Raw genomic sequence first — 19,636 nt, 5'->3', positions numbered from 1 at the left:
CCATGCGCCCACAGTTCGCCCTGACCATGGGCGGTTTCAGCTCCGACACCGAGTCGCCGGTCGGGTTGCCGACGCGGATCGTCGTCGAACGCGACATGGACACACCGGCCGACGCGCTGCGCGTGACCTTCGGGCAGGCGGTGGACGTCGCGCCAGGCGATCCGGTCGAGCTGTCGCTGGGGTACGACGACACCGAGGTGGCCTTCACCGGGACGGTTACCTCCGTCCGGCCCGGGCTGACCGGAGCCGAGGTGTGGGCGCTCGGCGGCACGCTCGCGCTGCTCCGGCTGCGTACCTCCGCAGGATACGAACGCCGGGACGCCGGCGCGATCGTCAGCGACCTGGCCGACCAGGCCGGGCTCGACACCGGAACCATCGACGCCGGCGAGGTGCTACCGGCCTACACCGTCGACAAGACCGTGTCCGGCTACGTGCACGCCAGGGCACTGGCCGACCGCTTCGGCTTCGAGCTCTACGCCAACCGCGAAGGCAAGCTGATGTTCCACGCGCCGGACACGGGCGGCGGCGCGGCCACCTACACCTACGGCAAGGACGTGCTCGCGCTCACCGGCACCAGCCGGCAGCCGGGCCTGCTGGCCGCGGTCGGCGGCGAGAGCCCGGCGTCGGACAGCGGTGAGAACACCGTGCACTGGTTGACGATCGACGAGCTCTCGGGCCGGCCGGACGGTGGCTCCGACGCGCTCGTGCTCGACCCGGCCGCTCGTACGCAGGACCTCGCCGACCGGTTCGCCGCCGGGCTGGCAGCGGTCGAACAGCGAACCAGGCAGTCGATCCGGCTACGCGTGCTCGGCAGGCCGCAGGCCGAGCTCGGCGAGCTGGTCGGCGCCGACGGCGATCTCGCCGCGGGCCTGACCGGTTCGGGGTACGTCCGGGCGTTGCGGCACGTGCTCGACGTCCGACATGGCTGGACGACCGAGCTGTCGGTGAGCACCAGTGCGGGCGGCGGCGGCCTGCTGGGCGCGGTCGGAGGCCTGCTGTGACTGTCCCGACGAACGGCCACACGAACGGACCGTCGACCGGAACGATCGACATCATGCGCCGGGTCGCCCGGGCCGAGCTCGCCACCCGCAGGGGATGCCGGCTCGCCGTGGTGACCGCCACGCATCCGCACGAGGCCGAGGACGACGAGAACAACTACGAGGTCGACGTCCGGCTCAAGCACGAGGACCTGGAGCTGCACCGGATCCCTGTGTGTACGAGCATCCCGGGCTTCGCCGCGTCCCCGCGAGTGGACGACCTCGTGCTGGTCGACTTCCTCGACGGCGACCTCGCGCAGCCGGTGGTGATCGCCTGCCTCTACCACGCCGCCGAGCACCCTCCGATCTACGCCGACGGCGAGCTGATCCTCGAGCACCGCGTCCCCGACGACACGCGCAACCAGCTGCGCTTCGCCGCCGACGGCAGCATCCAGCTGCAGCGCGAGGTCACCAAGGCCGACCACAGCGAAGCCACCGCACGCATCCTGCTCGATCCGGACGGAACGATCCGGATCACCGTCAAGGACAAGATCACGTTGACGCTGGCCGAGGACGGCATCACGCTCGAGTCGCCCGACGTACCGGTGAGCGTGAAGTGCGACGGGCTCACTGTGGAAGGCGACGTGACGGTCAAGGGCGATCTGAAGGTCCAGGGCACGAGCGGCTCGACGACGATCAGCGGCCACGAGATCACGGGGGCGTGATGGGCGAGCTCAATCTCAAGGGAAACCTCAGCCTGATCGGCCCGCTGGACCTGAAGGACAAGGTCCTTGTCGACGGCAAGGAAGCGCTCATCCAGCTCTCGGCACCGAGCTCGCCGCAGCACGGCACAGCACCGCCGGTCAACCTGCCGCCGCCACCGACCGGACCGACCGACCCCGGCCCCAAGGTCTGGGTCATCAACAGCTTCAACCAGACCGTCAAGGCGAACGGAAAGGCGATCGTCACGCAGGGCATGGCGATGCAGGGCAACGTGCCGACCTGGCCCGGCATGGTGCTACCCAGCTCGAACAACCCGACCGTCAAGGCCAACCAGATCGCGATCTGCGTTGTCGGCGACAAGGCCGTGATCCTGCCCTCGGGCGGATCGGCGACGTTCAGCTCGAGCGGGCAGTAGGAGCAGGCATGGGCGTCGTTCACCTCACCATCACCAAGCCGTCGAACGGCCAGGTCTTCACCGGCGCGGCAGCCGTACCGCTGGCCGGGCGGGTCGACTCCACGCCTGCCGGTTCGTTGTTCTTCGCGTGGTACTCCAGCCTGTACGTCGCGCCGGATCCCGTGACCGACGCGGCGCTGCACCGGCCGGCGAATCCGCAGACCGAGGTGACGAAACCGCTCGAGATCGGCACGCACGTACTGACGTTCACGGCCAAGGACGTGGCCGGTGAGAACCAGGCGGCGATCGAGGCGGTCACCGAAGCCGGCCTGGCCGGAGGTCCACCGGATACGCCACTTCCCTGCCTGGTGACGGTTCTGACCGCGACGCTGTTGCAGCCGACGGCGCCGGGAACCAACCTGTCGAAGGCGGGCGCGGTCCTGGCCGCGAAGGCTCCGGTGAACTGGGCCCAGCCGGACTACCAGGCTAACAACCGCGTCGGTTACACGTTCACCTTCACCTCCGGATCGACGACCGTGCCGTTCACGCCGGCCCCGAACAGCCTCGTTTTCGAAGGGAATCCGGCACCGCCGAAGGTCCGCTACACCGGACCGCTGCCAGGCAGCCTTCCGGTCGGCGCCTACCAGTTGCGCGCCCGGGTCTTCGATCTGCAGAACACCGCCGTCGGGCACGAGAGTGCACCGCTGGCGGTCAACGTGACGGCATGAAGGGGAGGAGAACCGATGGCTGAGCGCTCCGAGCTTTGGGGGCACGACCTGGAGCTGGTCGGTGTGACCGGCGATGTCGACGTGGGCACCGACCTCGCGGCCGGCCCGGCCGGCGACCTGCGCCTCACCACCGGTGAGCAGAACATCGTTCAGGCGTTGGCGATGCGGCTACGTGTGCGGCGTGAGGAGCTCGCCCGGCTCGGCTACCCGGCCTACGGCTCGCGGCTGCACGAGCTGATCGGCCAGCCCAACAACGAACGGACGCGGATCCAGCTGATGGCCTACGCACGCGCGGCGATCGAGCAGGACCCCCGGGTCGCCGAGGTACGGACGGTCACCGCGACCGTGCTGCCCGGCGAGCGCGACGTCGTACGCCTGTCGCTCGACGTGCTGCTGATCTCGGAGCCGAACCCTCTGAACCTCGTGCATGACGTCCGACTGGGGAGCGTGACCGCGTGATCGATCCGGGACATCCCTTCTCCGTAACCCTTCCCGAGCTCGTCACCGGCCTGGAGGATCGGATCCGCGACGGTGTCGAGCAGCCGGCGAGCACGCGGTTCCTGGTGTCGGAGACCACGACGTCGTTCGAGCTGCCGTCGGGCACGTACGCCGTGACGCGGGTGGCGGGCCTGTCGCACGCCGAGTACACCGTCTTCGCCGCCGGCCAGCACTACGAGGTACGCGGCAACCGCCTGGTGTGGGCCGGCACCGAACGACCGGACTCCGGCAGCTGGCTGGACGTCGACTACACCTACCGCGACCGGCCGGCGGGGCTCACCGACTTCAACGCCGGCAGCGTGGTGAGCACGTTGCTGCGCGCGGTCGCGTACGAGATGAAGACGCTCTACGCCCAGATGGACGAGGCGTACCGGCGCGCGTTCATCGACCAGGCGACCGGAGTCGCGCTGGACAACGTGGTCGCGCTGCTCGGCGTCCCGCGCAAGCCCGCACAGGCGGCCAAGGGCACGGTGACGTTCTTCCGCAAGCGGGCGACGGACCTGCGGATCCCGATCCCGCCGCAGACCAGGGTCGCCGACCGGGCGGGCCGGGTGTTCGTCACCAGCGAGGCCGCGGGCATCGAGGCGAGCCTGGAGGAGTTCCGGCTGCCGCAGGCCGGCGCCGTGACGGTCACCAACTGGATCGCCGAGGTGGTCGGTGTCTGGCCACGCAGTGCGGACCCGGACACCGAACCGTCGCTGGAGAACACCCTCGACACCGACCCTCGCCTGCTGCACGTCGACCCGTCGGTCACGGCCGAGCTGCGGATCAGGTACCGCCCGCGCAGCGTGACGGTTCCGATCGACGCGCAGGCGCCCGGACCAGACGGAAACGCCGCGCCCGACACGATCGTCGTGATGCCGACGCCACCCACCGGCATCGACGGCATCACCAACGAGTCCGCGCTCACCGGCGGCGAGGAGGCCGAGCCGGACGACCAGCTCCGGGAGCGCGCCAAGCACGCGCTGGAGCGAGCCGGCAACGCCACGCTCGACGCGATTCGCTTCGCCCTGCTGGGCATCGAAGGGGTCAGCGGCGTGACCGTGACCGACCACGCGGCCGACGAGACGATCCCGCTGGGCGAGGTCTGGGTGCGCTGGGCGGGCGACGACGACGCTGCGGTGAGCGCTCAGGTCGACCAGGTCGTCAACAGCACGAGAGCGGCGGGCGTGGTCGCGCGGATCCAGCGGATCAACGAGGTCCGCCTGTCCGGAACGCTCTACGCGATTCCGGAGCCGGGAGCGCAGCTCACTGCCGCGGGAGTGCTGCTGGAACGCGTGGTCGCCACGCTGAACGAGTTGCCGATCGCCGAACCGTTGTCGCTGCGCCGCCTCACGGCGCTGGCGTACGACGTGCCCGGCCTGGCGGAAGTCGCCGAGAGCGTACTGACCTACACCAAGCCCGTGCCCGCGCAGGATCCGCCGGAGGAGACCGGCCCGGTGACCGACCCTTTCATCGTCGGCCCGACCGAGGTGGTGCGGGCGGCGTCCGGCGAACTGGCCGTGGTGCTGCTGGCCGGACCGTCGGTCAGCGCAGCCGACGGCGGGGGCGACACGCACACCCTCACGATCACACTGCTGGACCGGACCGGCCAGATCGCGCCGCTGACGACGTTCGCGCTCGACCTGTCCGTCACCGTGAAGGCCCGCTCCAAGGAGACGCCGGACCGGCCGGCGGCACCGGTGGGACGGACGGTCAAGCGTGCCACGTTCGGCGGCGACCACACCGCGACCGTCGGGTTGTCGCCGGCGGACTATCCCTCGTACAACAGCGACGAGCACCTGCCCGACCTGACCGTCGTCGTCTCCGCCGCGGTCTACCCGGGTCTCACCGAGGCCGCCGTCACGATCATCCTGCCGGACGGTGAGTGATGACCCTGGCCAAGACGCGGCACCTGACGTCGCTGTTCCCGGAGGCGTACGCCGCAAGGGATCCGGCCGCGTTGCTCTACCGGCTGCTCGACGTGATCGGCGCCGAGCTGACGATCGCCGACGACGGCGTCAAGCGGCTGCTGAAGTCGCACTGGGTCGCCTACGCGACGGGCGCCGGGCTCGACGGGCTGGCGGCGATCTTCTCGGTCGAACGGCGTCGCCTGCTGGACGGGTCGCCGGAACCCGACGAGGCGTTCCGGCAACGGCTGCGCGCGGTCGTGCCGATGTTCACCGGTGGCGGCACCGTACGAGCCGTCCGGGGCGCGGTGCGCTCGGCGCTCGGGCTGCCGTTCGATCTCGAGTCGATACCGCTGCCCGAGGCACTGCGCGCGGACCTGGACGCACTCGTCACCGTTCAGGAGTACACCGCCGGGCCGGAACGCATGGTCGGCGACACCGCGGTCACCGGCGACCGCGGCGAGCTGGTGCTCACGGTGGACTCGGCAACCGTGCAGGCGAACCCGCCGGAGTTCACACTTACCTTCGCCAGTGGCACGGGCTGGTCGCTGCGCGTCGAGCGGCTCGACGGTCCGGGGCTGATGAGTGCCGAGGACCTGCTCATCCCGGACGGCTCGACGTTGACGCTGCGGGCCGACGACGACGGCATGCTGCGTGCCGCGCTCGGCCTGGACGACGTGACCGGCTCCTTCACCACGCTCGACGGCGCCACGCCCGTGCCGCTGCCGTTCGTACCGCAGGGCCGCAGCCAGTGGCGGATCCAGGTCTCCGGTGCGCCGTTCGACATCGGTGTGTTCGACGACCACGCGTTCGGGCCGCCCGACGTGCATGCCGAGCTGCGCTGGCGCCGGGCCCGGCCGCTGACGTTCGAAGTCCACGTGCCCTATCACCTGCAGGCCGTCGTGGACGCGCTTCGGGAGCGGCACGGCTACACCGGCCAGTTGTTCGTGTTCGAGGGCCTGCCGCGCGAGTCGATCCAGGAAGTCGTCGACGACACCCGGGCGGCCGGCGTCGAGGGCAGCGTGCACTTCACCCTGCAGGCAAGGGATCGGCTCGAGCCGACCGAACGGCTGCGGATCGAGCTGACCCACCGGATCGCGGAGAACACGCGGCTGCGTGAGGAGCTGACGGCCGGCAGCGTGCAGCGCAGCCGGGAGAGCCAGGACCTGACCGAGCGGATCAGGCTGGGCGGCACGTTCGACGTGTCGACGTTCGACACCGACCACGGATTCAACTGACGGGACCTGACAGGAACTGACGGGAGCTGACGAAAGCGATGACGACAGAACGGATCGATCCGCGCGGAGCGCTGACCGTCCGGCTGAGTGACCAGGACGGCCGGATCGTGAACGAACAGCGGTACCGGAACCGGATCGTGAAGAGCGGCCGGCTCATGGTGGCGCAGATGTTCGCCGGTGGCACAGCTGGTCCGACGCCGGCGCAGATCGGCTTCATCGGCGTGGGTACGGACGGGACCGTACCGGCCGACACCCAGGCAGGGCTGATCGCCCAGCGCGGTACGCGGGCGGCGATCAGCGAGCGACGGTACGAGGACTTCGTCGACGGGACCGGCGGCAACGCCGTCGCGCGGGTCCGGGTCATCCTGACCGCGGTCTTCGACTTCGGCGAGGCCAACGGAGCCGCGCCGCTGCGCGAGGCCGGCAGTTTCAACGCCGCGACGGCCGGAGTGATGTACAACCGGGTGGTTTTCGAGCCGGTGACGAAGACGGACGCGTTCAAGCTCACCCTGCTGTGGGACGTGGAGTTCTAGGAGGAATTGATGGCATACGCACCGGCAAACCCGTATCCCAAGGGCCGCGGTGACTCGATCCGCTCGGCCGACTGGAACGAGGCGATCAACGAGCTGATCCGGCTGGAGAACGACAAGTTCAACAAGAGTGGCGGCACGGTCTCCGGCAACCTCACCGTGACCGGCACGATCTCCGGCACCCTGGCCAACAACATCGTCGGCCCCAACCAGATCGCCGCGAACGCGGTGACGACGGCCAAGATCGCCGACGGCAACGTGACCACCGCGGAGCTGGCGGTCGGATCGGTGACAACCGACCGGATCGCCGACGCAGCCGTCGGAACCGTCAAGCTGGACGGCTTTCTGGCCTACAACGGCGCACTGAGCATCGCCGGGAGCGGGACTGCCCTTGTCGGTTTCGCCGGCGAGTTCCTGGACAGCAACCCCCGCTTCTACAACCTGCTCGCCTTTCCACACGGCACCGTGAACGACAGCTACATCACCTGGAGCTTTCAGTACTACACCTATGAGGCGCAGGTTGGGCGGTTCTTCTCGTCTCCCTACCTCCTGCTCACCAACCTCCGGTCCGCCGCGACCCAGATCCACCTCAGGGTCTGGGCCCTGCGCGGACCGGCGTAACACAGAACGAGAAAGGTCGGCACGATGAGAACCTTTGTCACCTATGACGAGAACGGCGAGATCCAGTCGGTGATGCAGGCCGACGTGCTACCGGCGTCGATGGACCCGGACCTGCCCGAGGTCCCGCCGGTCCCACCTGGTTCCAGCCTGCAGGTCGTCGAGATACCGGCGGGCAGCGGCGTGGTCAAGCTGAGTCCGCTGGAAATACACGAGAACTACCGGTTCGACGTCAAGCGCGGCAAGCTCGTCCGCAAGCGGCAGTCCGCCAGGCCCGAGTCCGGCACGGACAGCGGCGAGGACGAATGAGCCTGCGGACCGCGCTCGACGAGTTGCTGCGCGCCAGGCTTCCAGGCCTGCTCGGTGGCGCCTCTCCCCCGGTGTCGCTCACCGTCGAACGGGCGGCGCTCACCGTCGAGACGTTGCCGCACAGCCCGGCCGATGCCGAGCCGCGGTCGCACGACGGGTTCGACCTGCTGCCGCTGAACGCGGCCACGCCGGCCGGTCCGTTCGCGCTGACGCAGCCGCCCGCGCTCGGCCCGCGACGGGTCTGGCTGCAGGGCGACCTCGGCCGGATCACCCTGCGGGACAGTGAAGTCAGCTGGAGCGACACCGATCCGAAGCAGTTCACGCTCGACCTCGCCGGCCGTGACGTCACCGGCTCGACCCACGTCGGCGTGCGCTACTCCGTGATCGCCGTCCGCACCAACCTCCAGGCCGTCCAGGTCGTCCGCATCGTGCTGTCCGGCGCCGACGCCGGTGCGCTGGAGGGCGCCGAGGCGCTCGTGCTCGCCGTGCTGACGCTCGAGCTGACGGACGTGGCGGACGCGAGCGCGGCTGAGTACTCCGACGGCGACTACTCCGCGATCGTGACGACCGAGGCGATCGAGCTGACCGGCACGCCGGCGCCCAAGGAAGCCGAGGCAGACGACCCTGACGTGAACGACGATCGGGTCGTCGAGGTCAAGGCCAGGCTGCGGCTCGACGTCGGCCGCGCCCTGCACGACGACGAAGGCCAGCCGATCGAACGCGTCAGCACGCCAGGCCAGCCGGTACGTCCCGGCCACCCGGTCGACGTCCGGATCGACGTGGACGCCTAGAAACGCAAGAGCGTAAGGGGAAACCATCATGTCGCGGATCAGAGCAGCGTTGCGGCTCTCCAGTGACAACTACCTCCGGCAGCAGCAGCTCGCCTATCTCGGCGAGCGCGAGTTCACAGTGCTGCGCGAGACTGGCGAGGCGTTGTGGGTTTCCTGTACGGACGCTCAGCTGGAGCGCCTCGGCGAGCAGGGCATCGTCGCCCACCGGATCGACGACTCCGAGACGTTGGAGCTGCCGGCGTTGACGTTCGACCCCGCCGAAGGCGATCCGGAGCCGGCACCCGAGCTGACGGCAGCGGCCGAGCAGCCGTACTGGCTGGTGTTGTTCGCGGCACCGCCGGAGCCGCACTGGCTGGACGAGATCGTCTCGCTCGGCGGCGTGGCCGTCCGGGAGATTCCCGCGCAAGGCGTGGTCTTCAACCTTCCCGCGGACGTTCGGCCCGCGCTTGCCCAGCTCGGGTTCGTGGTGTGGTCCGGGCCGTACCATCCCGCGTACGCCGTCGACTTCAACCTGACCACCCGCGGACAGCCGTTCACCACCGCGACCCTGCGCGAGCTACAGATCTCGCCCGCCGCCTTGCCATCCGCTGACGGCGGCAACCTGCTGATCGGCCTCTTCGACGACATCGATCCCGAGCAGTTCCAGGCCCGGATAACCACGACCGGCGCCACGGTTCAGATCCTCGACCGTTGGTCGATCGTCGCCCAGGCCGACGCGACCCAGGCGCTGGCCATCGCCCGTCTTCCCGGTGTCGCATCTCTGGAAAGCTACGGCGCGCCGGTCCCCGGCCTCGACCGGAGCCGGGTCATCGTGGCCGCCGACCAAGTGGCCCAGGCCTTCGGCGGCAGGCAGTTCCTGGTCGACCTCGACGGCGCCGGAGAGATCGCCGGAGTGATGGACACCGGCCTCGACACCGGCGTACTCGCCACCATGCACGTCGACATCCGGGGCCGGGTGATCAACGCAGGTGGGCTCCTGCAGATCGACACCAACGGCCACGGCACACACGTCACGGGAATCATCGCGGGCAACGGCTCCGGTGCCGCTGCCCAAGCGCTTCCGGTGACCACGGCCGGCGTCGCACCCGCGGCGTTCGTCGTGTCGCAGCCGCTGACCAACGCCATCGTTCCGCAGCTGATGATCGCCTACCGCGCGGGCGCGCGAGCACACAACGACTCCTGGCGGCAGGGCATCGGGCCCACAGGCAACGAGTACACCGCGACGTCGAGTACCCAACTCGATCGCGTCTGCTTCGCACACCCGGACGTGCTGGTCCTCTTCTGCTCCCACAACGACGAGGAGGACCTGCAGCCGGCAGGCGGCGACGGCCTGATGGACATGCGCGCGCTTCGACCCGAGCAGGTCGCCAAGAACATCCTGTGCGTGGGCGCGAGCGAGAACGTCCGCAACAACCTGGGTCATCCCACCGGTTATCGGACCTCGGCGTTCCCCAACGCCGCCAACCGGTGGAGCCACGCCAGCTTCACGGCTGCCGATGCGCTGCCGTTCGCGATGTCGGACCAGGCGAACGAGATCGCGTTGTTCAGCAACCGCGGCAACGTGACGCGGAGGCTGCCCAACGGAACGCTCGCGCCGACCGGCCGGATCGCGCCGCACCTCGTCGCCCCTGGCACCAACATCATCTCGATGGGGTCCTCCTCCGTCCCCGGCGGCGCACCCAACCGTTACGCGTTCTTCAACGGGACCAGCCAGGCCACGCCGCACGTCACCGGCGCGGGCCTGCTGGTGCGGCAGTACTACCGCACGTTCTTCCGCCTGCTGCGCCGGCCACGGCTGCTGGAGGAGGTCCCATCCGCGGCCGCCCCACCGCCGACGCAGTTCTTCGGCCTGCCCGTCGCCTGCCCGCACGCGGACGGGCTGCTGCTGGCGTGGTTCACACCTGTCGTGCCTGCCGCCGCGGTACGGCTGATGGCGAACCGGACCGCGAGCACCCTCGTACCGGTGAACGCCAACCCAGTTCAGATCGGCACCGACGTCGGCGCTACTTCGTCGCCACGGGTCGCCCGGCACGGCGACGCGACGCTCGTCGTGCACCGGCAGAAGGCCACCGGTGTTCAGCTTCGACGGCTGAAACGCGACCTCAGCGTCGAAGCCACCTTCGGGACTGCCGGAACGGTGGCTGTGACGAACGGGGCGTCGACGACAGCCAAGCGTCCGCCGGGGCTGCTCGTCGTCGGAAACCAGGCAGCGGTCACCTGGGTCGAGGATGGGCCTGGCACGTTGCGATTCCGCTTGTTCAACGCGACCACGGGTGCCACCGTCGGACCGGAACGCAACCTCGGGGCGGCGAGCCAGCTCTCCCCGCATGGCGCGATCGCCCACGACGGCACGCGGTTCGCACTCGCCTGGGTCGACTCCAGCACGGCCGGGCACAATCGGCTGCGCTTCCAGCGGCTGGACGCGGCCGGCGCGCCGATCGGCGCCTCGACGGTGCTGGTCGATCAGGCCACGGTGCTGCGAGAGCCTCACCTGGCTTGGGATCCGGGCCGCCGGCGCTACCTGCTCGCCTGGTGCGACGAGATCGGCGGGGCCGGCGCGGTGATCCGGTTGCGCTTCCTCGACGCCAACGGCGTGGCGACCGGGAACCTCCTGACGCCCGTCTCCATCCCAGCCGGGCGGACCTGCCGCCGGCCGTTCGTCGCACCGCATCCCGTGCAGGGCGGCGTGCTGGTGTGGGAGGACGACACGCAGGACTCGGCGGCGGCCGCGCTCTTCGACGTCTACGCGACGATCCTCGACGCCGCCGGTACGCCGCTGGCGGGTATACCTGCCGATCCGAAGGATCCCCTGCTCCGCAACGTGTTGCGCGTCTCCGACAGTCCGCTGGCCACCTCCGGGTTCGCGGCGACCGTCGCCGCGGACGGCACGACAACCGTGGTGTGGCAGAGCGAGGACGAGATCAACAGCGACCGGCGCGGCGCGTACGCCCTCGTCATCACACCCGACGGAACCCTGCAGGCACAGGCGGATCCGAACACGCCGATGATCCGTGCCGGCGCCTACGTCAACCACATCCTGGCGCCCTATGCCGCAAGCCCCTCCCTGGAAGCCGTGAGCGCCTGCTGGGCCGGTGGGCAGCGGTTCGTGCTGCGCAAGACGCCGCAAGCCGCCGGCCTGAGTGTCGCGGAGCTGGTTCGCACCTCCGCCGATGGTGTGCCGGCACCGGCTGTCGTACTGGCCGGAACGGCCGACGTCGACCGGCACTCGATGCTGTGGACCGGGCAACAGCTCGTCGTGGTGACCGCACCACTGATCGGCAAGGCGACCGTGCAGGTGCTCGACACGCAGGGTGCTCCGATCGCCGGCCTCGCGCCGCACCAGACCCGCGAGGACGCCGGCGGAGCCGAGACGCCGGAGCTCGGCTTCGTACCAGGAGCCAACGCCCGGATCCTGGTCGGATACCAGTCCGGGCTGTTCGTCTCCGAACGGATCCGGCTGGCGACGCTGAACGCCGCGACGCTGGCCGACGTCGGTGCGGCCGACCACGACCTGGTGCCTCCTGTCGCGACCGGCCACTCCTTGCGTACCGCGCGGCACGGCTGGTTCCAGTACGTCCACGAGGAGAACCTCGTGCTGGCCGCGTTCGCCGACCAGGACAACGCAGGTGTGCACCAGTCCCGGATCGCGCGCAGCCGGCGCAACGCCGCGACCGGAGCGTTCACCGCCCAGGCCGCGGTCCAGCTGACCGCTGTCGCCGGCCAGTCGACGAACGCGGCGATCGCGCCGCGACCGGTCGGGCTCACCGGTGCCGCCGCCCGCCAGCGTCAGCACCTGGTCGCGTTCCAGTTCCGGGCCGCGGCGGCCAATCCGTGGGAGGTCTGGGTCAGCCGGCTCGGCCGCGACGGCGCGGTGCTCGCCAACCTGCCGGCGCCTGCCCCGGCCCGGCGGGACATCCAGGTGATCTTTCCGGCCGCGCCCGGCTGGCAGCCGGCCACCGAGGCGACCGACCCGCAGGTGGTGTGCACGTTCCTCGACGAGCCGCTGGCCAGTCCGGGGGCGAACGCGACTGCGGCTCAGGTGGCGAACCTGTGGAGCCCCGGGTTCGGGCTGGCGTTCATCGGCCAGCCGAGCGCCGGTGGCGTACGCACGCTGTACTTCACCCTGCTGGACGAGCACGGCCGTCGAGTGCAGATCCCACCGCCGCCAAGTGCGCCTCCCGGTGCGGTGGCGACGCCCGCGCCGATCCACGCGATCAGCTCGGCCACCGCGAACGTCCGCGACTTCACGCTGGCGTGGACCGGACGGTACTTCTGGCTGACCTGGGTCGAGTCGGAGGGAGAGACGTTGCGGCACTGCCAGACAGCGGTCACCCGGACCGGTAGCCGGCTGGCGTACGACGCGCCGAGTGCGGCCCTGGTGCGGGCGACCCTGCTGAACGGCGCGACGAACCTCGCCCCCGCCGCCTCGCCACCCAACCTCGCCGGTGGATTCGGCTGGGGCCGGCTGGATCTGCGGCAGTCGCTGGCGCCGACAGCGCCGGTCACGTTCCACGCAAGGGACGACGCGGTCGGGCCGGGATCGACGCTCACGTACGACTTCGAGCTGCCCGCGGGCACCCAGGTGCTGCGGGTGATGCTGACCTGGGACGACCCGCCGGGGGCGACGATCCAGCATCCGGTGACCCTGCACGTCACGCCGCCGGCCGGGCCGGCCGGCCAGGAGTACCGCGGGAACCAGTGGGACCCGGCCAACCTCGGCGTGAGCGGACTGGTGGCGGCCGCGGCCGCGCTGGGTCCTGTCGTCGACAACGTCGAGCAGGTGGTGGTGCGGACGCCACCGGCCGGGCGCTGGCGGGTGGAGGTGAAGGGCGGAGTGTTCGGGATCGCACCGGAGTTCCAGTTCCCCGCGCAGGCGATCGCCCTCGTGTTCGTGGGAAGCGGGCGGGAAGTTCCGTTCGCCGGTTTCGCGAACCGCCATCCGGCGGTGGTTTGACGTCCTAGGATCGATATCGAGGGGTGGCTCGCGAGGAGAACAGCAATGGCGGAGATCCGGCTCCGGGTCCTGGTCGAGGAGCTCGACACCGATCCGGCCGCGCTGGACGATGCGGTGCGGTCGCTCGTCCAGGAGGTCGAGCACGTGCCGAGCGCGCGGGTCGAGCCAGACCCCGGAGGGCCGGCACCAGAAGGCTCCCGAGGGCTCGAAGCCGCTTCCGTACAAGCGATCCTGGTCTCCATTCCCGCCATGGTCGTCTCCGTCCAGTCGCTGCTCTCGGTGCTGCGCGCGTGGCAGCGCCGCCGCCGCGGGCTCGCGACGTCCGCGGGTGCGCTGAAGATCCAGTTCGGCGAGAAGTCACTGGAGCTCGCGGCCGCCGACGAGGAGACCACCGCACGGCTCGTCGAAGCCTGGCTGGCATCCACGACTGGCCCGGAACGCATCGAATAGGGCGAAGAGAGGTGGGGGCATGGCTCGCTCGGCCCTGTTCGTCTCGACTTCGACGTATGCCGACGGCCAGCTGGCTCAGCTGCCGTCGGCGGTGCGGGACGCGGTCGAGCTCGGCGATCTGTTCGCCGACCCGCGGATCGGGCCGTTCTCGGTAGCGAGGCTCGAAAGCCCTTCGGCGCAGGAGATGCGGCTGGCCCTCGAGGACCTGTTCACCGAAGCGACGGCAGACGACATCGTGGTGCTCTACGTGTCCGGCCACGGGTTGAAGGACCCGAAGGGCAACCTCTACTTCGCCGCTCACGACACCCGGCCGAACCGGCTGCAGTCGACCGCCGTGTCCGCGCAGCTGCTGTGCTCGCTGCTGAACGACAGCCGGGCCGCGGGCGCGGTGATCTTCCTGGACTGCTGCTACGGCGGAGCGTTCGCGCGCGGCATGGTGGCGCGCGCCGCCGGCGACCCACAGGTGGGCGACGCGTTCGCCGCGCTGGGCGGCGGTGCTCGCTCGCGGGCGGTGATCACAGCGTCGAGCGCGATCGAGTACGCCTTCGAGGGCGACCGGCTCACCGACTCGCAGGTGGAGCCGTCGGTCTTCGCCTCGGCGATGCGGGCAGGCATCGCCGACGGCGACGCCGACCGCGACGGCGACGGCTGGGTAGGACTTTCCGAGCTGTTCGAGTACATCCGGCAGCGGATCCAGCAGGCGGGCCGGCCCCAGACACCACATCTCTGGACGTTCGGCGCCAGCGGCGACCTCCGGGTGACCCGCAGCCCACGCGGCCCGCGCGCATCGGTGTCGGCGTTGCCCACGGAGATCCGCGAACTGCTCGCGAGTCCGGTGGCCGCCGCCCGCCTCGGCGCCGCCACCGACCTCCGCGACCGCGCCGCCGGAACGGACCTGCCGATGGCCCGGGCGGCGGTCGCGGCACTGCTCCAGCTGGCCGAGGACGACTCGCTGCGCGTCCGGGAGGCAGCCGGAGCCGCGTTGGCCGCGTGCGCACCGGGGGTGCGGCCGGAGACGCTGAGCCTGGTGGGCGGCGGCGATTCGGCGACCGTACGCCTGATCGGACCGCCGGTAGCGCTGGAGGCCACACTCGACACCGTTCCGGAAGGCGTCACGGCCACGCTCACCGGCGACCAACTCGTCGTCCAGGCCACGGTCGACGCACCTGCCGGCGAGGCGGAGATCCAGCTGCGCTGGGCGGGCGGCGGCGTGCCGGTGGTGCTGACCGTCGAGCAACAGGCCGCCCTCGATCGCCCCAAAACCCGGCGCGCGGCCCGGCCGGGCCGGTCCACCGCGCCGGTGATCAGCAGCCGGCGCGAGACCGAGCTGACCCCATCTGTGGAAGAGCGGGGGCCGGAGCCGACCGCCGCGCCTGCCAAGCCACCGGATGATCCGCGCTGGTTGCTTGCGGGAGCCCTCCTGTGGCTCGGCAGCCTCTTCCTCCCGGCGGGCAGCGACGGAGAGACTCCGCTCACCAGCGTCGAAACCTGGCTCATCGTCTACACGGTTACTCCGGGTATCGTCGCTGCCGGCCTCGCCGGCTTCCGATGGGTGCGGAGGCAGAACCGGGCCACGCTCCTACCCGCGCAGGTGGTCGCCATCTTCGTACACGGGCAGGCGCTGATCATGGCTCTCTGGCTGGTTCAGGACAACGAGTTCTGGGTGGCCAGCGTCGCGGTCGTCCTCGCCATCGCCGGCCTCTGGACCTACCTGCTGGGCACCGTTCGGCACGACGTGCGACTCTCCGGGCAGAGCAGGGACCAGCCGGCCTGGCTGATCGCGGCAGCAGTGTTCGGCGCACTCATGGCCTGTCTCCCGGTGTATGCGGACAACGCCATCGTCCTGGCCCTCACCGGCTGGATAGGCAACCTGTTCCTGCTGCTCTCGCTGGCGGCACTCGGCGCCGGCAGCTTCCTGTACCGACGGCGCCGGCGCCGGTTGCGCGGCGTGCCGGTGATCGGGGTGGTGTCGGCGCTGGTGCTTGTCGTGCTGGCGGTGTCCGTGCTGGTTTTGGTCGCGACCGACGACGACGGGTTCGGCTTCGGCTCACTGGCGTCCGCTGTCAGCCTCACCTGTGCGCTGATCTACCTCGCGAACGCGCTCTTCCGCCGGCGAATTGTCCGGACTTAGGGCCCGGGCGGTTTCCACGGTTGTGCCGGGGGTAGCGGCCGGGAATGCCTGAGGCAACCAGCCGGCACACCACCACGACCGCCCCCGGCGGCAGTCAGACGTCGCCGTGGGTGGTGCTCGTCGTCATGTGCGCGGGCTACTTCCTCGTCCTCCTCGACGTCACGATCGTCAACGTGGCCCTGCCGCAGCTCGGTGACCGGCTGGGCGCGGGCGTGAGCGGGCTGCAGTGGGTCGTCGACGGGTACGCCCTGGCACTGGCGTCCCTGATGCTCGCCGGCGGGACGATCGGCGACCTGCGCGGGCACAAGCGCGTCGTCCTGGCCGGGCTGGTGACGTTCGGCATCGGGTCGCTCGGGTGTGGGCTCGCGCCGGACGTGGGCGTCCTCGTCGCGGCCCGGGTGGTGCAGGGGGTCGGGGCGGCGTTCCTGCTGCCCGGCACGCTGGCGATCATCAGTACCGCCTTCCCCGCCGGAGCCCAGCAGGCCAAGGCGATCGGTGTCTGGGCGGGGGTCGGGAGCGTCGCGTTGCCGGCCGGCCCGTTGCTCGGCGGGCTGCTGATCGGCGGCTTCGGCTGGCGGGCCGTCTTCCTGCTGAACGTCCCGATCGTGCTGGCGTCAATCGTCGCCACTGTTCACGTCGTACGCGAGGACCGCACCACTGCGTCCGCCCGCCGGCTCGACCTGCCCGGTGCCGTGCTCGGGATGGTCGTCCTGCTCGCGACGGTGTACGCGGGCATCGAGGCCGGCCGCGCCGGGATCCGGTCGGCGCCGGTGCTCCTCGCCGTCGTCGTCGCGATCGGCGGCCTGGTCGCGTTCCTGCTCGTGGAGCGGCGCGCGGGCGATGCGGCGATGGTGCCGACGGCACTGTTCCGGCGGCGCGGGTTCACCGTCGCCAACGCCGCGGCCGGGACGATGAACCTCTGCACGCTCGGGGTGTTGTTCGTGCTGACGCTCTACCTGCAGTCCGTGCGGGACTACTCCCCACTCCAGGCCGGGCTCGCCATCGTCCCGCTGTTCGCGCCGCTGGCGGTGCTGGCCCCGTTCGCCGGCCGGCTCACCGGACGGGTGGGGCCGAGATACCCGATCGTCGCCGGGCTCCTGGTCGCGGGAGCCGGGCTCGCGCTGCTGGGCCTCACCACCGCGGGCTCCGGCTATCCGTCGCTGCTGCCGGCGTTCCTGCTATGGGGTATCGGTCTCGGCATCCTGACGCCGGCCGTGGTCGCCGCCGCGATCGCGGCGGTACCGGCCGAACGGTCGGGACTGGCGTCGGCGATCAACAACACCGCCCGGCAGGCAGCCGGCGCGGTCGGTATCGCACTGGCGGGCGCGTTCGCCGGGCAGCCGGGCCAGCCGTACTTCCTGCTGGGTTTCCACCTGGTCGCACTCGTCGCAGCCGCCCTCTACGGCTGCGCGGCGCTCGCCTGTCTGATGATGATTCCAAGCGAGTGAGCCGGAACCGGCGAAGAAAACACGTGGGTGGGGCCGGACGGGATCGAACCGCCGACACTCGCGGTGTAAACGCGATGCTCTACCACTGAGCTACGGCCCCGGAGAGGAGATGGCCGGGTTAGCGTACCGAACGACTAGAGACCGCTCAAAACCGCGAGGTACTCGTCCGGGTCGCGGGCGTCCGGCAGCTGGTTCACCACCTGCCAGCGCACCACTCCAGCCGTGTCGATCACGAACGTGCCGCGCAGGGCGCAGCCGCGCTCGGCGTCGAACACGTCGTACGCCGAGGCCACCGCGCCGTGCGGCCAGAAGTCGGAGAGCAGCGGGAACGTCAGCCCTTCGCGCTCGGCGAAAACCCGCTGCGAGTACACCGAGTCGCACGACACCGCGACGACCGAGGCGGACAGCGCCTCGAACTCCGCCAGCCGCTTCCCCAAGGCGGCCAGCTCGCCGGTGCATACGCCGGTGAAGGCATACGGATAGAAGACCAGCACCACGTTCCGCACCTCCCCGGAAGCATCCGAAGGAGAACGGAAGGCGCCGAGCCGCACCTCGGCGCCGTGCTGATCTCTCAGCGTGAAGTCTGGCGCGACCTCACCTAGGTTCACGACTCAACGCCGGCCGGAGCGCGGCGCGACCAGCTTGGTGCCGGCCCAGTCGGGCGCCGCCGACAAGCTCGTTGTCGTCGACAGTCCGGCGGTCGGCGCCGAATCAGCGATGTCACTGGCGTCGACGTAACCATCCCGGCCGACCTTGGGTGTGAACAGCCAGATCACGCCGCCGTCGGTGAGGTCGGTCTTGGTGTCCACGAGCGCGTCGATGAGGTCACCGTCGTCTTCTCGCCACCACAGGATGACCGCTTCCACCACATCGCCGTAATCCTCGTCGACGAGCTCGTTCCCCGTCACTTCTTCGATCGACAGGCGCAGGTCCTCATCGCAATCGTCGTCGAAGCCGAGTTCCTGCACCACCATGCCCGGCTGGAAACCAAGCCGTTCAGCCGGCCCAGACTGGCCCTCGGCCTCGTCTGCGGTCGCACTCACGACGTAGCCCTCCTTGTCGTCCTTACCGATGTGCTGGCCCGTAGTTCAGCGCCTCCGCGCCACTCAGCGCAAGTGTTGCCGCGTGTCGGCGCTCATCTCACCCCGCGAGAAAGGAAAACCTTACACTTCGTATTCGGTTGTCGCGATTCGTGTCCACGAGGCAGATCCGCTGCCACGTGCCCAGCCCGAGCGAGCCGGCGAGCACCGGCAGCGAGGCGTACGGCGCGACGAAGGCCGGCAGTACGTGATCGCGCCCGTGCCCCGGCGAGCCGTGCCGGTGGATCCAGCCATGGTCGCGTGGCAACACCTCACCCAGTACCGACAGCAGGTCGTCGTCGCTGCCCGCCCCGGTCTCGATGATCGCCACGCCCGCCGTTGCGTGTGGCACGAAGACATGGAGCAGGCCGTCGTCTCCACCCGCCTCCGAGGCGAGGAACCGCTGTGCACGGTCAGTGAGATCGGTCACCGTCTCGCTGTCTCCAGTCCGCACCTCGACGACCTGGCTCCGCATCCGTCTCTCTTCCACTTGCTTTTACTGTCCGATTCACGGTCTGTGAGTTACGCGACCGTACCGTGGACCCCGCGCTGGCCGATACTGGACGCCTCAGGCCGGAGCCGACGGCGCCTCCTGGGCCTCGTCCGACGGCGACTCCACCACCGCGTCCGGTCCGGGGAACACCAGAGCCTCGTGGCCGTCGTCGAAGCTGACCACGTAGGGTGGTCTGCCGCCGTCACCACGGACCTCGATGATGCGCCCCGCTTTGTCAGGGTTGCCTACGTGCCTTCCGTGGACGTGGAGCCGGTCACCAACGTGCGCGTACATCAGGAACTCCCCAGCATCATTGCTGCCACGACTTGTGATAGGAGAGATTTGCCCCCGACAGGCGCTTGAACACCCCGCGAGCCGCACTGCCT

General features: G+C 70.3%; 19 protein-coding genes and 1 tRNA gene. 15 read left to right on the top strand and 5 right to left on the bottom strand.

Annotation, left to right across the window (positions count from 1 at the left end):
- Positions 1-2 precede the first annotated feature (2 nt).
- From ACYVF6_RS45425 to ACYVF6_RS45355, 15 genes are read left to right on the top strand one after another with little or no spacing between them, the layout of a single operon-like run.
- Positions 3-1,001 (top strand): hypothetical protein, encoded by a 999-nt coding sequence (locus ACYVF6_RS45425; protein ID WP_460533203.1) that lies wholly within the window; start codon positions 3-5, stop codon positions 999-1,001.
- Positions 998-1,702, top strand: a complete 705-nt coding sequence (locus ACYVF6_RS45420) for a phage baseplate assembly protein V (RefSeq protein ID WP_460533200.1) — start codon at positions 998-1,000, stop codon at positions 1,700-1,702. Before ACYVF6_RS45425 ends, ACYVF6_RS45420 begins: the two co-directional genes overlap by 4 nt.
- Positions 1,702-2,115, top strand: coding sequence for a hypothetical protein (locus ACYVF6_RS45415; RefSeq protein ID WP_460533197.1), 414 nt, complete (start codon positions 1,702-1,704; stop codon positions 2,113-2,115). Before ACYVF6_RS45420 ends, ACYVF6_RS45415 begins: the two co-directional genes overlap by 1 nt.
- 8 nt (positions 2,116-2,123) lie before the next feature.
- On the top strand, positions 2,124-2,822 hold the full coding sequence (locus ACYVF6_RS45410) for a hypothetical protein (RefSeq protein WP_460533194.1): 699 nt from the start codon (positions 2,124-2,126) through the stop codon (positions 2,820-2,822).
- Between the two features lie 15 nt (positions 2,823-2,837).
- Positions 2,838-3,281: a GPW/gp25 family protein gene (locus ACYVF6_RS45405; protein WP_460533191.1), complete on the top strand. Its 444-nt coding sequence runs from the start codon at positions 2,838-2,840 to the stop codon at positions 3,279-3,281.
- Entirely contained in the window at positions 3,278-5,191 is a 1,914-nt protein-coding gene (locus ACYVF6_RS45400; RefSeq protein ID WP_460533188.1) for a baseplate J/gp47 family protein, read from the top strand. Before ACYVF6_RS45405 ends, ACYVF6_RS45400 begins: the two co-directional genes overlap by 4 nt.
- Entirely contained in the window at positions 5,191-6,447 is a 1,257-nt protein-coding gene (locus ACYVF6_RS45395; protein ID WP_460533185.1) for a baseplate J/gp47 family protein, read from the top strand. The genes ACYVF6_RS45400 and ACYVF6_RS45395 overlap by 1 nt, the downstream gene beginning before the upstream one ends.
- A gap of 38 nt (positions 6,448-6,485) precedes the next feature.
- The gene (locus ACYVF6_RS45390; protein ID WP_460533181.1) at positions 6,486-6,980 is read left to right on the top strand and encodes a hypothetical protein; all 495 of its coding nucleotides are present in this window, start codon (positions 6,486-6,488) and stop codon (positions 6,978-6,980) included.
- A gap of 9 nt (positions 6,981-6,989) precedes the next feature.
- Positions 6,990-7,598: a hypothetical protein gene (locus ACYVF6_RS45385; RefSeq protein WP_460533178.1), complete on the top strand. Its 609-nt coding sequence runs from the start codon at positions 6,990-6,992 to the stop codon at positions 7,596-7,598.
- A 24-nt stretch (positions 7,599-7,622) separates the two neighbouring features.
- Positions 7,623-7,904 carry a hypothetical protein gene (locus ACYVF6_RS45380; protein ID WP_460533175.1) on the top strand — a complete coding sequence of 94 codons (282 nt, stop codon included), beginning with the start codon at positions 7,623-7,625 and terminating at the stop codon, positions 7,902-7,904.
- Positions 7,901-8,695 (top strand): hypothetical protein, encoded by a 795-nt coding sequence (locus ACYVF6_RS45375; protein WP_460533172.1) that lies wholly within the window; start codon positions 7,901-7,903, stop codon positions 8,693-8,695. The genes ACYVF6_RS45380 and ACYVF6_RS45375 overlap by 4 nt, the downstream gene beginning before the upstream one ends.
- 28 nt (positions 8,696-8,723) lie before the next feature.
- Positions 8,724-13,649, top strand: a complete 4,926-nt coding sequence (locus tag ACYVF6_RS45370; protein ID WP_460533169.1) for a S8/S53 family peptidase — start codon at positions 8,724-8,726, stop codon at positions 13,647-13,649.
- A 45-nt stretch (positions 13,650-13,694) separates the two neighbouring features.
- The gene (locus ACYVF6_RS45365) at positions 13,695-14,099 is read left to right on the top strand and encodes a hypothetical protein (protein ID WP_460533167.1); all 405 of its coding nucleotides are present in this window, start codon (positions 13,695-13,697) and stop codon (positions 14,097-14,099) included.
- Between the two features lie 19 nt (positions 14,100-14,118).
- Positions 14,119-16,230 carry a caspase family protein gene (locus ACYVF6_RS45360; protein WP_460533164.1) on the top strand — a complete coding sequence of 704 codons (2,112 nt, stop codon included), beginning with the start codon at positions 14,119-14,121 and terminating at the stop codon, positions 16,228-16,230.
- Between the two features lie 44 nt (positions 16,231-16,274).
- Positions 16,275-17,678: an MFS transporter gene (locus ACYVF6_RS45355; RefSeq protein WP_460533161.1), complete on the top strand. Its 1,404-nt coding sequence runs from the start codon at positions 16,275-16,277 to the stop codon at positions 17,676-17,678.
- Positions 17,679-17,706: 28 nt separating this feature from the next.
- Here ACYVF6_RS45355 and ACYVF6_RS45350 read toward each other — a convergent pair.
- From ACYVF6_RS45350 to ACYVF6_RS45330, 5 genes are all read right to left on the bottom strand, one after another.
- A tRNA-Val gene (locus ACYVF6_RS45350) sits at positions 17,707-17,778 on the bottom strand.
- A 34-nt stretch (positions 17,779-17,812) separates the two neighbouring features.
- Positions 17,813-18,286 (bottom strand): peroxiredoxin, encoded by a 474-nt coding sequence (locus ACYVF6_RS45345; RefSeq protein ID WP_460533158.1) that lies wholly within the window; start codon positions 18,284-18,286, stop codon positions 17,813-17,815.
- A 3-nt stretch (positions 18,287-18,289) separates the two neighbouring features.
- Positions 18,290-18,721 carry a DUF3052 domain-containing protein gene (locus ACYVF6_RS45340; RefSeq protein ID WP_460533155.1) on the bottom strand — a complete coding sequence of 144 codons (432 nt, stop codon included), beginning with the start codon at positions 18,719-18,721 and terminating at the stop codon, positions 18,290-18,292.
- A 97-nt stretch (positions 18,722-18,818) separates the two neighbouring features.
- Entirely contained in the window at positions 18,819-19,232 is a 414-nt protein-coding gene (locus ACYVF6_RS45335) for a YjbQ family protein (RefSeq protein WP_460533152.1), read from the bottom strand.
- Between the two features lie 93 nt (positions 19,233-19,325).
- Positions 19,326-19,544 (bottom strand): DUF1918 domain-containing protein, encoded by a 219-nt coding sequence (locus ACYVF6_RS45330; protein WP_460533149.1) that lies wholly within the window; start codon positions 19,542-19,544, stop codon positions 19,326-19,328.
- Between the last annotated feature and the right edge of the window lie 92 nt (positions 19,545-19,636).

The sequence above is a fragment of the Flindersiella endophytica genome (genome assembly GCF_054779015.1).
Note: the sequence above shows the minus strand (reverse complement) of the source record. Positions and strands in the feature narration are given on the sequence as shown.

Coding starts and splice junctions, on each gene's coding strand:
- ACYVF6_RS45425 (WP_460533203.1), top strand. CDS start 3: ATGCGCCCACAGTTCGCCCTGACCATGGGCGGTTTCAGCTCCGACACC.
- ACYVF6_RS45415 (WP_460533197.1), top strand. CDS start 1,702: ATGGGCGAGCTCAATCTCAAGGGAAACCTCAGCCTGATCGGCCCGCTG.
- ACYVF6_RS45410 (WP_460533194.1), top strand. CDS start 2,124: ATGGGCGTCGTTCACCTCACCATCACCAAGCCGTCGAACGGCCAGGTC.
- ACYVF6_RS45405 (WP_460533191.1), top strand. CDS start 2,838: ATGGCTGAGCGCTCCGAGCTTTGGGGGCACGACCTGGAGCTGGTCGGT.
- ACYVF6_RS45395 (WP_460533185.1), top strand. CDS start 5,191: ATGACCCTGGCCAAGACGCGGCACCTGACGTCGCTGTTCCCGGAGGCG.
- ACYVF6_RS45390 (WP_460533181.1), top strand. CDS start 6,486: ATGACGACAGAACGGATCGATCCGCGCGGAGCGCTGACCGTCCGGCTG.
- ACYVF6_RS45385 (WP_460533178.1), top strand. CDS start 6,990: ATGGCATACGCACCGGCAAACCCGTATCCCAAGGGCCGCGGTGACTCG.
- ACYVF6_RS45380 (WP_460533175.1), top strand. CDS start 7,623: ATGAGAACCTTTGTCACCTATGACGAGAACGGCGAGATCCAGTCGGTG.
- ACYVF6_RS45375 (WP_460533172.1), top strand. CDS start 7,901: ATGAGCCTGCGGACCGCGCTCGACGAGTTGCTGCGCGCCAGGCTTCCA.
- ACYVF6_RS45370 (WP_460533169.1), top strand. CDS start 8,724: ATGTCGCGGATCAGAGCAGCGTTGCGGCTCTCCAGTGACAACTACCTC.
- ACYVF6_RS45365 (WP_460533167.1), top strand. CDS start 13,695: ATGGCGGAGATCCGGCTCCGGGTCCTGGTCGAGGAGCTCGACACCGAT.
- ACYVF6_RS45360 (WP_460533164.1), top strand. CDS start 14,119: ATGGCTCGCTCGGCCCTGTTCGTCTCGACTTCGACGTATGCCGACGGC.
- ACYVF6_RS45355 (WP_460533161.1), top strand. CDS start 16,275: ATGCCTGAGGCAACCAGCCGGCACACCACCACGACCGCCCCCGGCGGC.
- ACYVF6_RS45335 (WP_460533152.1), bottom strand. CDS start 19,232: ATGCGGAGCCAGGTCGTCGAGGTGCGGACTGGAGACAGCGAGACGGTG.
- ACYVF6_RS45330 (WP_460533149.1), bottom strand. CDS start 19,544: ATGTACGCGCACGTTGGTGACCGGCTCCACGTCCACGGAAGGCACGTA.